Annotated in this window: 11 protein-coding genes; 5 read left to right on the forward strand and 6 right to left on the reverse strand. The window is 67.0% G+C overall.

Features of this window, described 5'->3' with window-relative positions:
• Positions 1–64 precede the first annotated feature (64 nt).
• The 4 genes from AC0IXR_RS04710 (at position 65) to AC0IXR_RS04725 (ending at position 2985) form a co-directional block, all read left to right on the forward strand.
• Positions 65–760: an ABC transporter permease gene (locus tag AC0IXR_RS04710; RefSeq protein ID WP_056431059.1), complete on the forward strand. Its 696-nt coding sequence runs from the start codon at positions 65–67 to the stop codon at positions 758–760.
• A complete protein-coding gene (locus tag AC0IXR_RS04715) occupies positions 757–1488 on the forward strand; it encodes an ATP-binding cassette domain-containing protein (protein WP_056431055.1) in 732 nt (243 codons plus the stop codon). Before AC0IXR_RS04710 ends, AC0IXR_RS04715 begins: the two co-directional genes overlap by 4 nt.
• A complete protein-coding gene (locus AC0IXR_RS04720) occupies positions 1461–2297 on the forward strand; it encodes an ABC transporter substrate-binding protein (protein WP_471759874.1) in 837 nt (278 codons plus the stop codon). The genes AC0IXR_RS04715 and AC0IXR_RS04720 overlap by 28 nt, the downstream gene beginning before the upstream one ends.
• 139 nt (positions 2298–2436) lie before the next feature.
• A complete protein-coding gene (locus AC0IXR_RS04725; protein WP_471759875.1) occupies positions 2437–2985 on the forward strand; it encodes a hypothetical protein in 549 nt (182 codons plus the stop codon).
• Positions 2986–3063: 78 nt separating this feature from the next.
• Here AC0IXR_RS04725 and AC0IXR_RS04730 read toward each other — a convergent pair whose 3' ends face one another.
• From AC0IXR_RS04730 to AC0IXR_RS04750, 5 genes are all read right to left on the reverse strand, one after another.
• The gene (locus AC0IXR_RS04730; RefSeq protein ID WP_056431049.1) at positions 3064–3765 is read right to left on the reverse strand and encodes a TerC family protein; all 702 of its coding nucleotides are present in this window, start codon (positions 3763–3765) and stop codon (positions 3064–3066) included.
• Positions 3766–3928: 163 nt separating this feature from the next.
• A complete protein-coding gene (locus AC0IXR_RS04735) occupies positions 3929–5182 on the reverse strand; it encodes a molybdopterin molybdotransferase MoeA (RefSeq protein ID WP_471759876.1) in 1254 nt (417 codons plus the stop codon).
• Positions 5166–5705: a molybdopterin-guanine dinucleotide biosynthesis protein B gene (gene mobB / locus AC0IXR_RS04740; protein ID WP_471760237.1), complete on the reverse strand. Its 540-nt coding sequence runs from the start codon at positions 5703–5705 to the stop codon at positions 5166–5168. The genes AC0IXR_RS04735 and mobB overlap by 17 nt, the downstream gene beginning before the upstream one ends.
• A gap of 11 nt (positions 5706–5716) precedes the next feature.
• Complete coding sequence (locus tag AC0IXR_RS04745) at positions 5717–7711, reverse strand: molybdopterin biosynthesis protein (protein WP_471759877.1); 1995 nt, start codon at positions 7709–7711, stop codon at positions 5717–5719.
• Positions 7708–8790 carry a molybdopterin-binding protein gene (locus AC0IXR_RS04750; protein WP_471759878.1) on the reverse strand — a complete coding sequence of 361 codons (1083 nt, stop codon included), beginning with the start codon at positions 8788–8790 and terminating at the stop codon, positions 7708–7710. Before AC0IXR_RS04750 ends, AC0IXR_RS04745 begins: the two co-directional genes overlap by 4 nt.
• 218 nt (positions 8791–9008) lie before the next feature.
• Between AC0IXR_RS04750 and AC0IXR_RS04755 the strand changes: the two genes are divergently transcribed.
• Positions 9009–10271, forward strand: a complete 1263-nt coding sequence (locus AC0IXR_RS04755; protein ID WP_311275137.1) for a c-type cytochrome — start codon at positions 9009–9011, stop codon at positions 10269–10271.
• A gap of 287 nt (positions 10272–10558) precedes the next feature.
• Here AC0IXR_RS04755 and AC0IXR_RS04760 read toward each other — a convergent pair whose 3' ends face one another.
• Entirely contained in the window at positions 10559–12601 is a 2043-nt protein-coding gene (locus tag AC0IXR_RS04760; RefSeq protein WP_471759879.1) for a 4Fe-4S binding protein, read from the reverse strand.
• Positions 12602–12681 lie beyond the last annotated feature (80 nt).

Consider the following 12681-nt stretch of genomic DNA (forward strand, 5'->3'; position numbering starts at 1 on the left):
TTTCCTATTGAACTATACTCCCCGGCGATAGCATGAGGGGTTCGGTCGCCACAGCATCAGAGCCATGCTTCAAACCCTCCAGGAGACGCTCTCGCGGCTCGCAGCCCTTGATCCAGCCGTAATCGCCATCGCCGGTCTTTCGCTCCGCGTGAGCTTCTCGGCGGTCGGTCTTGGCACGTTGCTTGGAGTGCCGCTCGGTGCCCTTGTCGCCGTGTCTCAATTCCCGGGGCGAAGGCTCGTTGTGGGTCTGCTCAACGCAGCCATGGGCCTACCGCCGGTAGTTATCGGCCTTGTCCTGTACCTCATCCTGTCTCGTTCCGGCCCATTCGGCGGTCTCGGTTTGCTCTTCACGCCGAGTGCGATGATCGCGGCACAGACCGTCCTGGTTGTCCCACTGATCGCTGCACTCACGCGCCAAATCGTGGCGGATGCGCAAGATTACCTTGGCGAGCAACTCAGCTCTCTTGGCCTCAATGGAGCACAGCGCGCCGCGATCCTGATCTTCGATACGCGCTTCTCGCTGGTGACAGCGCTTCTTGCCGCTTTCGGCCGTGCCATATCGGAAATTGGCGCCGTCCTCGTCGTCGGTGGGAACATCGACGGGCATACCCGTACCATGACCACGGCGATCTCCCTCGAGACACAGAAGGGAGACCTTCCCCTCGCGCTGGCGCTCGGTGTCGTCCTCATCGCCGTCGTCATCGCCGTCAGTGCCGTTGCCTCGTTGCTCAGGTCCTACGCGATGCGGGCCTATGGATGAGCGCCGCACTTCCTCTTGTGATCGACGGATTGTGCTACCGAGCCGGAAATATGCCGATCCTCAACGGTGTCGATGTGGCGGTGACAGCGCCCGGCATCACGGCGATCATCGGTGCGAACGGTGCGGGAAAGACCGTGCTTTTGCGCCTCATTGATGGGCTGCTTGCGCCCACGAGCGGCACGATCAGCATCGGCGTATCTGCGCATCCTCGACCAAGTACCGCATTCGTCTTCCAGCGGCCCGGTCTCATCAGGGCGAGCGCCGCCGCGAACGTTTCGCTGGCTCTAGCGCCACTCAAGCTAAGCCGGCGCGAGCGACACGACCGTGTGCGGGCGGCACTGCATCACGTCGGACTTGCGGAGAAGGCCGGAGCACCTGCTACGCGGTTGTCGGGGGGTGAGCAGCAGCGGCTCGCCCTCGCGCGAGCTTGGGCAACAGCGCCCGATCTCCTCCTTCTCGATGAGCCCACCGCCAATCTCGATCCGGCCTCCTCTCACGCCATCGAGCATCTCGTCGTGTCGATGGCCGAAGCCGGTACGAAGGTGGTCCTCGTTTCACACAATCTCGGCCAGGTCATGCGTCTCGCCGAAGATGTCGTCGTCCTTGCCGCTGGACTCGCCGTTGAGCACGGGCCTGTCCGCAGCACTCTCTCATCCCCACACTCGCCGCAGGCGCGAGCTTACCTCGCTGGAGAAATGCCATGGACCGCCTTCGCCGCTCTACCCTGAGCCTCGGGCTCCTCATTGCCGTCCTTGGTCTGGCGACAGGCCCAGTTCTGGCCACCCCCCAGGAGACGATCACGGTGGCGTCCACCACGTCCACCGAGCAATCCGGCCTGTTCAAGGATTTGCTGCCGAAGTTCACGCTGGCCAGTGGGATTGCCGTGAAGGTCGTCGCCCTCGGCACCGGACAGGCACTCGATGCCGCCCGACGCGGTGATGCCGACGTCGCCCTCGTCCACGACACCACCGCCGAGGAGAAATTCGTCAGCGAGGGATGGAGTACGAAGCGTTATCCCGTGATGTACAACGATTTCGTCATCGTCGGCCCGAAGGACGATCCGGCCGGCGCGGCCGGCGCCAGCGTCGTCGAGGCCCTGCGCAAGATCGCCGCCGCCAAGGCACCCTTCGTCTCTCGCGGTGATCGCTCGGGCACCCATACCGCCGAGCTGCGCTACTGGAACGAAACCGGTCTCGATCTCGGCGCGGTACGCGGCGATTGGTACAAGGATGTGGGTCAGGGAATGGGGCCGGCGCTCAATACCGCATCGGCCTCCAATGCCTATCTGCTCACCGACCGGGGCACTTGGCTGTCATTCAAGAATCGTGGTGCTCTCAAGATCTTGGTCGAAGGCGATAAGCGTCTTTTCAACCAATATGGCGTGATGCTCGTGAACCCCGAGAAGCATCCACACGTGAAGGCGAAGGCGGGACAGGCCTTCATCGACTGGCTCGTTTCCACCCCGGGGCAGAACGCCATCGCTGCATACCGGATCGGGGGGGAACAACTCTTCTTCCCTAACGCGGGAGCCAGATGAGCCTTGGCTCCTATCAAATGCGCAGTGCGATCGGTCGAACCGCCATTGCCCGCCCTTGACACCCCTCTCGGCCGTCGCACTTTCTCCTACTAAGTGTTTCGTCACGTATGCGACGGCTTGGCCTTGGGAGGGCCGTGACATGATGAGTTTCCGTATCGTAGCATTGTCCACCGCAGCGGGGACGGCGATGGCGTCTCTGCTGCCGGTCGTTGCCCTGGCCGAACCGACGGGCAAGCCCGCTAATATCTGCAAGGAACTCACCGCGTTCCTGCATGCGCCCGCTGGGGCGGCACCATCCGGTCAAGCTACGCGCCAGACTAGCACAGCGGTCACGGCACCCGGCTCCGGATCGCAGAAACCTTCTGGCAGTGAGACACAGAAGGATTCGGGCCTCAGCGGGCCGACCGCCCCGAATGGCCCTGGCGCTGCCGGCCCACAGGGAGCGACGCAGAATGCCGCTGCGCCTTCGGGCGCATCGGCCCCAGCGCCCGCAGCCGCCCCCGCCGCACCACCGCCCAAGGCTGCGAGCGCCGAGTTCATCGAGCAGGGCAATACCGCTGCGGCTGCCAATGACATTGCGGGTTGCCAGCGGGTCGCCCGGCAGATTCGCCGCGACGGGGTCGTCATGCCACCCCCGCTAATGGCGCTGGCTGCCCTCGATCTCAAAATCCTCGAGACAGCGAACTGAGGTCACGCCAAACAGAATTTAGGAGCTTTGCGAGATGAGAGGCCCCTGACAGGGGCCTCTTCTCGTTCGTGATGCGTCTCACAGATGGCCGTGGCCGGCGACTGTCCGAGCCGGTGCCGCGATGCGCTTCCAGATGAAGGCCGCGGCGACGACGATGACGGCGCAGATCGCAGCCGCGATCTGATGGGCGTGGGGCACCGAGGCCACGTGTTCGGCAATGTAGGGATCGGTGACGATCATTTCCCCGGCGATCCACCCGAGAAGCGCCGCGCCCGCCCAGATCACCAAGGGGAAGCGCTTCAGCAACGTCGTGATCAGCGATGCGCCCGCGACGATGAGAGGGATCGAGAGCAGAAGACCGAAGACGAATAGCGACACCTCGCCCTTCGCAACGGCTGCGATGGCAACGACGTTGTCCAGGCTCATCACCGCATCGGCGATGGCGATGGTCCGTACCGCTTTCCATAAGGTTTTGCTGTCGCCGACGGCATGTGCCTCGTCATCCTCGCCGAGCGCGAGCTTCACCGCGATCCAAAGGAGAAGCAGCCCGCCACCGATCCGAAGGAACGGTACCGCCAGAAGATGAGTGATGATGACGGCGAAGAGGATGCGAAGCCCAACTGCCGTACCGGCCCCGAGAAGGATCCCGGTGCGCCGCTGCTCCGGGGGAAGGGATCGGCAGGCCATGGCGATGACGACCGCATTGTCGCCGGAAAGGAGCAGGTCGATCCAGACGATCTGCAGCACCGAGACGAGGAAGTGCGAGTCGAGGAAATCCATCGGCGCTTTCGATCAGGTCGGAGGGGCAGGGAGTCGGAACGAGCGGCCCCCCGCTCGAAAGCGGGGAGCATGCGGTCTCGAAGGGCACCCGGCACATCGTACCGAAGCCCGTGCAATGCAAGCTTCAGTCACGCTTACGGGTATAAGGACAGGCGATTCCGCGTCAGTACAGCATCCTGTGCGGATATACCTCGATCGTATCGCCAGGCTCGATTCGGGTAATCTCGCCCGGGAGGCCAGCCAGTGCATCACTGTCGGTGAGTGACGAGAGGATACCGGCCCCATCGCGGGGGAATTTTACCGCTTCGAGCAGTCCATCGGCGGCGCGCTGCAGGCTTACCCGTATGAATTCCAGGCGGCCAGCCTTCTTGCGATAGGCAAAGGTGGAGCGGACGGGAATGCCCAATGGCGGAACGAAATCTTCTCCACCGAGCCGCGCCAGAAGCGGACGTACTACGAAGAGCAGAGTCACGTAGGCGGCGACGGGATTGCCCGGTAATCCCACGAAGGGTGTCCCCTGCACGAGGCCCACAGCCACCGGCCTGCCCGGCTTGATCCCAAGGCGCCAGAAAACGAGGCTGCCGACGGTCTCCACGGCCGGTTTCACGTGATCCTCCTCACCGGTGGAGACACCGCCGGATGTAAGAAGGAGATCATGGGCGGACGCCGCCTCCGTGAGGCGTGCCGCGAGAAGAGTTCGGTCATCGCGTAGGATGCCGAGGTCGCTCACCTCGGCGCCGAAGCGTTTCAGCAGGGCGACCAGCATCACCCGGTTGGAATCGTGGATGGCCCCCTGCGACAGGGCGCCCTGCGGCTCGGCCAGTTCATCGCCGGTAGAGAACACCGCCACCTTCAGGCTTTTCCGGACGGTCAGGTGCGGGCGGCCTATGGCGGCGGCGAGTCCGATATCCTGCGGGCGGAGTCGACAGCCGGCTGTGATGATTGTGGTGCCTTTTGCGACATCCTCACCGGCGAGCCGCCGGTTCGATCCGCGCTTCAGACCGGGGGGTAGGACCACCTCGGTGCCCTCGACCGTCACGTCCTCCTGCATGAAGACGGTGTCGGCGCCGTCCGGCATTCTGGCGCCAGTGAAGATGCGGACCGCGCTCGGCCCGCTTCCCATCTCCAGGCCGGCGTGGCCAGCGGCGATCCGGCCTTCCACGGGCAGCCGCGTTTCGCCGTTGGGAGCGAGGTCGGTGTGGCGCAACGCGTAGCCGTCGACGGCGGAATTATCGAATGGCGGCAAGTCGATACCAGCAATGACGTCCTCCGCCGTGATGCGTCCGTCCGCCTCGTTAAGTGGTACGGTCTCGATCCCGGCGACCACCGGAAGCCGCTCGGCGATCAGCGCCAGGGCGTCGTCCACGCTCATGAGCTGCCCACCGAAGGCGAAGCAATCGTCAGTCAGCTGCGCCATGGCCTCCGAGCCTGTTCAGGACGACCTCGATCGGCTCCGCCATGACCGCCACGAGACTGGCGATTCCACCGACATTGTCGAGGCCTATCACCGGAATCCGAGCGTCGGGGAATTCCGCATCCGTCGCAACGGCGACGATGTTCTCGTCCTGCGGATGAAGCGGCGGACGGCCGTTGGCGTTCCGATGAATCTCGATCTTGAGATGCCCCTCGCGCTTGAATCCTTCCACCAGCACGAGGTCGCAGGGGCTGAGGCGGCGCAGCAGGTCGGCCAAGCTCGCCTCGGCTCCGTCGCGCACTTCGTGCATCTGCACCCACCGGGCCGCCGACGAGATCAGCACTTCGGATGCGCCGGCCTGCCGGTGCCGGTGGGAATCCTTGCCCGGCTGGTCCACGTCGAAGGCGTGGTGCGCGTGCTTGATCGTCGAGACCGTGAAGCCGCGGGCGATCAGTTCGGGAATGAGCTTGGCGAGAAGCGTGGTCTTGCCCGCCCCGCTCCAGCCGGCGAAGCCGATGACCCGCATGGTCCGGTCCGTCATGGCCGGGCCTCCGGCAAGGAAAATCCGAGCTCGGCGAGAAGCGCCCCCGTTTCCCGCTCGGCGAGCAGCGCGAGGAAGGCGGCGAGAGCCGGCTCCTGCGCCCGATCTTCGGCATAGGCGAAATCGTAATGCTCGCTCACCAGTGGCAGGAAGCCGAGGCCATAGGCACTCGCGACGCTCTCGATGGCGACACCCCAATCGGCTCGGCCTTGGGCCACGGCGGCGGCCACGGCGTTGTGCGAACGTGGCTGGTTCCAGTAGCCGGGAGGGCGCGCCCCGTTCAGAAGCCCGTCGATGAGGAGGCGCGTCCCCGAGCCGGTGTTGCGGCTCACCATGATGGCGTCCGGGTCGAGGAGGAGCGCCGCGACGGCACCCGCCGCGTCGCGTTCCGCGAACCGGCTGTCGCCGGGGCGGAACACCAATCCCTGCATCCGCGTCCAGCCCTCGGCGAGGCGCAAGGCTGGGGTCAGGAAGGGCGCATTGTAGCGGCCGGTCGTGGGATCGAAGAGATGCATCGAGGCGATCTCGCACTCGCCCCGCTTCAGGGCGGCGAGCCCCCCGGAGGACCCGACCCAGATGGTGCGAGCCCGGATGCCGCGCTCGGCCAGGCGTCCGACGACGGCATCGAGCCCGACGCAATGGCTGCCGACGATGGTGAGGTCGGGGGCGCGGGTGCCCGCGCCGATCCGCGAGAGGCGCACCGGCTCGCCGGCGTCCAGCCCGGCGCGCGCGGCGGGAATCGCGAAGAAGCCGTCGGCTTGCGAGAAGGCCGTCACCGAGCCGGAACCCTTGGACAGCGGAACGGCGACCGGAGCGTCCCGCCCATGGGCGAGGGAGGCCATCACGAATTCCATGCGCCCGAGTTCTGAGGGGATGCGCCGGGGCAGCACAGCTTCGACGCTCTCTTCCTCGCGCGGGGGAAGCCCAGCCAGCGAGCGGATCAGGGGCACGATGAATTCGTGGAAGGTGAATATCGCCGAGGTCGGGAAGCCGGGCAGGACGACGATGGCCTTGCCTTGAGCCTTGGCGAGGCAGAGGGGCTTGCCGGGCTTGAGCGCGACGCCGTGGACGAGGATACCCGGCTCGCCCAGGCGGGAGAGGATGCGGTGGGACACGTCGCCCGCCCCCTTCGACGTCCCTCCCGAAAGGACGACGACGTCGCACTCCGAAAGCGCCGCGCGGATGACGCTTTCGAGAGCGGCCTCATCGTCCGCGACGATGCCGAAGGGCACGGGTTCGCCGCCATTCTCGGTGACCGAAGCGGACACGATGGCGCCGTTCGAATCGTAAATGCCGGCTGCCGGCAGGGGCTGGCCCGGCGGCGACAACTCGTCGCCGGTGGAGAGCACGGCGACCCTCGGCCGGCGCACCATCTCGACCGCATCGAGGCCGCAGGCGGCCAGCATGCCGATCTCGCGCGCGGTGATGACGGTGCCCTTGCGGAGAACGGTCTCGCCGCGCGCCATGTCCGACCCGGCATAACCGACGAACTGTCCGGGCGCGGCCGCCCGGTCGAGGTCGATCGCCATCGATCCTTCGCTGGACGCGATCTCGGTCGCCTCCACCATCACCACCGCGTCGGCGCCGCGTGGAATCATGCCGCCCGTGGCGATGGCTGTCGCCGTGCCGGGCTCCACCGCCAATCGGGGAGCGACGCCGCAGGCGAGGATTTCGTGGTTGAGTCCGAGCCGGGCCGGTTCGGCCTCGCTCGCGCCGAGCGTGTCGGAGGAGCGGAGTGCGAACCCGTCGACGAGGGCTCGGTCGAAGGGAGGCACGTCGATGGGCGAGGCCACGTCCCGCGCCAGCGCGCGGCCGAGCGTTGCGGCGAGCGGCACACTCTCGGATGGCAGCGCCACATGCGGCACCGCCGCGCGAAACCGCGATGCGGCCTCGTCTCGGCTGACCACATGAAGAAACTGCTCCTGACGGGCCGCGCGCGACAGCCTCGCCAGGAAATCCTCGTTCGACTCCGATGCGTCGAGACGCTTCACAGGGGCATGACCTCGATCCACTCCCCCTCGGGATAGCCTTCCCGCTCCGGCGGCACCAGAACCGCGCCCCAGGCGTGGATCAACCGTCGCAGCGGCAGATCCGCTCCGCCGAGAGGCTCCACCCGCTCGTTCTTCAGCCCGATAAAGACGATGTCGCTCATTCCAATGGTCGAGGACATCTTGCGGGCGAGACGCCCTTTGGCCTTGCCGGGGAGGCTCGCTCCGGAGAGCCTCGACAGTAGGGGACGCCCAAGGGCAAGGAATGTCGCGAGGGCGGCGTCAGGCCTGCCCGGCAGGAGCAGGACCGGGACAGACCCGATCGAGCCGAAACCGGCGCTGTCTCCCGGACGAAGCGCGATGCCATGCGCGCCGAGCCGGCCTCGCCGTGCCAGGGCCTCGGCGCTGTGGTCATTGCGGCCGAAACCGGTGCCGCCGACGACGAACACCGCGTCCGCCCCCGGGACGAGCAGCGCATCGGCGATGGACTCTCTTTCGCGCGAGCATCGGCTCGACGTCACCCGAACGCCCGCCTTCTTCGCCAAAGCCGCGATGGTGGATGCGGAATGGCCCCCGATATCGAGGATGTGAACATGCGGCACGCGGACCGCGACTGTGTCGATCCCACTGGCACCGAGTGCGAGAGCACCGAGCGGCGTCAGCTGTTCCCCGTATCGCGCCAGAACGTCTCCCCGTGCGATCTCTTGACTGCCGGAGACACCTCCGCCCGGTGCCGCATCCGCCACGATGTCCCCGTCGGTGTCGATTGCGTCAGGCGGCAGAATCGTATCGGTGCCAGGCGGCATCGCATCGCCCGCGTCCAGCCAGGGCGGAGGCGAGAGCGGCGTCACCGGCGCATAGGCCGAGGCACCCGTCACAGTGCTGCCGGCCACGGCCCAGCCGTCCCGCAGCGCGCGCGGATGCGTGGGTAAGTCGGCGGGGGCGACGACATCCGCCGCGAGAACGGAGCCGATCGCATCGCCCACCGGCACGACAATGGCGCTTACCGGCTCGGCGACCAGAAGCTGCGCCAAGGCGTCGTCGAGGGGCACCAAGGCCGAAGTCGCGGACCGGATCGACATGCGCCGTGACGGATGCGGCATTGCGAGCGGGTGAGCAACCCCGCCTGCGGCGCATCAGCCGAGTGGTAGCCGGAAGGGAAGACAGGTTGCGTCGCCGCGACTATTTCTCAACATCCTCGATCCCGTAAGAGAGCGACGGCGTGGCGCGGATATCAGGGTTGTCGGTTCGACCTCGGTTCTCTCGACAGACGATCCGCCGCGTCTGGCCGATCTGCGCGATGCTCCTCGTCCTCTCCGCACCGCTTCCGGGCTCAGCGCAGCTTCGCGGTCATGGGGGCCCGGTGCGGGCGCTGGCGATTGCCCCGGACGGACGCATCGCGATTTCCGGCGGGTTCGACCATTCCGGCATTCTATGGGCGATCGACCAGGGGACGGCCCTCTCGGTCCTTCGTTTCCACGACGGTGCGGTGAATGCCGTCGCTGCCCTCGATGGCGGCCGCTTCGTCACAGCCAGCGAGGACGGGCGCATCGCCCTCTGGCAGGCCGGACGCCCGGAGCCCGTCGAGATCTTTTCCGACCATGCCGGACCCATCGCGGCCCTCGCGGTCTCGCCGGACGGGGCGAGCCTCGCCTCCGCTTCCTGGGATGGCACGGCGCATATCCGGTTCCTCGCCGGCGGGCCGGTGCGGGTGCTGCGGGGACATGCGGGCAACGTGAACGCCGTCGCCTTCCTGCCCGATGGCAGATTGGTCACCGGGGGCTATGACGCCACACTTCGAGTCTGGCCCCTCGCCGAGACCGACGAGCCACCGCGCATCGTTCAACTCCCATCGCCGGTGAACAGCGTGGCCGTGGCCGGGGAGGGCGAGATCGTCGCCGCCGGTGCGGATAGCGTGGTCCGCTTCCTGTCCGCCGACGGCACCATCCGCGCGTCGGTCGACCTCGCGACCAACCCTGTCATCGGTCTCGCTTTGTCTCCAGACGGGCGCCGGGTCGCCGCTGCCACGGTGGCCGGCACCGTGGCCATGATCGACCGGGGCGCGGCCAAGGTGGCGTTCAGCCTCGTAGGGCCGGGACTGCCGGTCTGGTCGCTCGCCTTCCGGCCGGACGGAACCGAATTGCTGACCGGGGGCGGGGACAGGCTGGTCCGTCGATGGAATGCCGGGACGGGCGAGCCCATCGGCTCGCTGTCGATGCCGCGGCCGGTGGATTCGCTGGCGGCCTTCAAGGGCGATCACGGGGCCGAAGTCTTTCGCGCCTGCGTCGCCTGCCATACCCTGACGCCGGAGGACGGCACGCGAGCCGGCCCTACCTTGAGCGGCGTGTTCGGTCGGCGTGTCGCCACCGCCGAGGGATACACGTTCTCGCAGGCCCTGAAGGGCCTCGACATCGTCTGGGATGCGCGGACTATCTCGAAACTGTTCGAGATCGGCCCATCCCGCTACACGCCCGGCACCAAGATGCCCGAGCAGACGATCAACAACCCGGACGACCGCGAGGCCCTGGTGCGTTTCCTCGAGAGGGCGACGAAGACGCCTTGATCAAAGGGGGGGAGACGCATCATGAATCTTCCCGTCTCGGTCGGTTCTTGCCCGGAGCAAGACGGTGCAGCAGGCTATTTATAAGACACTTTTTGATTTGTTTCTCCAAGGCTTTACCTCATCCTGAGGTTCCGCGTAGCGGCCTCGAAGGAGCGCTCCAGAACCCACTGAGCGAACTGGAGGGCTCCTTCGAGGCCCGCTGACGCGGGCATCTCGGGATGAGATGACTGGATGGGATGATCGACTCTGGCAGGAGCACCCGCTGGGAAATCCGACCGAACTATTTCTCAGGCGCCGCCGCTCCCACTCGTTTCCCGCGCCCGGAAGTAATCCTCGGAGGTTCTCGGCTTCGACCGCTCCGGCACCGTATGCGGGTCGAAAGCCTCGTTCACCACGACTTCGACGCGGCAGGTGTCGCACATCATCAGGGTACGGATCCGGGCCTCGCCGGCGCTGCCCTTGAACATCCAGTGGCGGCCCTGAAGCTTCTCGATGACCCGCTCGATGCTGCTGCGCGTGCCGAAGGGCTTGCCGCAGGAGACGCAATCGAACGGCTCTTCCTCCTTGACGATACGGCGCGGCTGGCTCCAGGCGGCGAAATCCACTTGCGGCTTCAGAGAGATGACATCTTCCGGGCAGGTGGCGGCGCAGAGCCCGCATTGCACGCAGAGACTTTCCTCGAATGCTAGCAGCGGCCGGTCCTGGCTGTCACTGAGGGCATGGGTCGGGCAGGTGCCGACACAGGCGAGGCACAGGGTGCAATCCTCGGTGCGGAAGTCGAGACCACCGAACGGCGAACCGGCTTCCAAGGGGACGACGGCGACAGGGGCCGGGGCGGCGACATGCATCTCGCGGAAGGCGAATTGCAGGACGTTGCGCTTGGGGCCGACCGGCATGAAGGCCGCGGGCACCGGCGCGGCTGTGCCGAGACCGCCGGTTGTCAGCGTGGAGCCCAGGATATCCGGGTCGTCGGTCTCGATGAGCGAGACGACGGGCGTCCCATCGGCCGAACCGTAGCCCAGCGCCCCAGCGAGGGTATCGGCAAGGTGAGCCATCCGGCGCAGAGCCGCGATGTCGTGCTTGGGGCGGTCACGGACGAGGAGCCGAATGCCCACGGCGCCGTAGGCCAGGAGCGCCGCGGCGGCCTCCGGGCCGAGTTGCGTGACCTCGTTGACGGCGACAGGAAGCACGTTGGCCGGCAGGCCGTCGCCGTAGCGGGCCAGCGCCTCGATCAGGGGCTCGCCGTGCTCGGAATCGTGGAACAGCACCACGCCGTTCCGTCCCCCGGCCTCGTGATAGGCACGCATCAGGGTCCTGAGGCGGCGCATCAGCCCGTCGGCGGCCGGCAGGGCGTAGGCCGCCGCACCGGTGGGGCACACGGAGGCGCAAGAGCCGCAGCCGGCGCAGATATAGGGATCGATGGCGACGTGATCGCCTGCGGGCGCGATGGCGCCGGTCGGGCAGACTTCGAGGCAGCGCGTGCAGCCGGTGATGCGCGAGCGCGAATGCGCGCAGAGATCGGCCTGGAAATCGATGAAGCGCGCCTTCTCGAACTCGCCGACGAGGTGGGAGATCGTGAAGATCGCCCGCTCCACGGCGGCCGGGTCACCGGGATCCGCCCGGACATAGCCGCTGCGCAGGTCATGCGCGGGAAAGAGGGGCGTGCCCCCCGTCAGGTCGAGCACCACGTCGCAGGTGGAGGTGGCGCCGTTGCGCGACGGGCCGAAGGACAGGGATTGACGGGATGAGGGGCTCGGCACCGCGTAATCGTCGATACGCAGGGAGAACGCCCCGAGATGCCCGCTCGCCGAAACGACACTCCCCTGAAGCACGGGAAACTCGTGCCGGCGCGGCACCGGTACATCGCGCGGGCGGCTCAGCAGAACCGTCACGTCGAGATGGTCGGCGAGCCGCCGCCCGGCCTCGATGGCGACTTCGTCGCGTCCGTAGATGAGGGCGACGCCCTGGCTCACCATCGCGACGGTGCCCGGCGCGGGCGTCGTCTCGGCCGCGGCGGCCAGCAGGGCCGCGATCTTCGGTCCGGCCGCATCGGCCTCCCTCGACCAGCCCGCGTTCTCGCGGATATTGGCATAGGTCACGCGGGCTTCCGCCCCGGCCCCGGCGGCGATGTCGGTGAAGAGGGGGGCCTGCAGCGTGCACGAGACGGTGACGGGCGCGCCCTGTGCCAGCGCGTCCTCGAACCGGGCGATCTCACGCCCGCACAGTTGATCGGCGGTCTCCAGGCGGCCACCGCACGCCTTGCCGATCGCCGGCCTGTCGAGGGCGACGGTCTCATCGCAGGAGCACGCGAACACGATCCGGTCGGACAATGATTTACCCCGAACGTTTGGTCACAGCGGCGAGGGTACCAGCCCACTCGCGCTCAGGTTGGTGCATCGTATACTATAAC

The organism is Methylobacterium sp. AC832 (genome assembly GCF_979256025.1).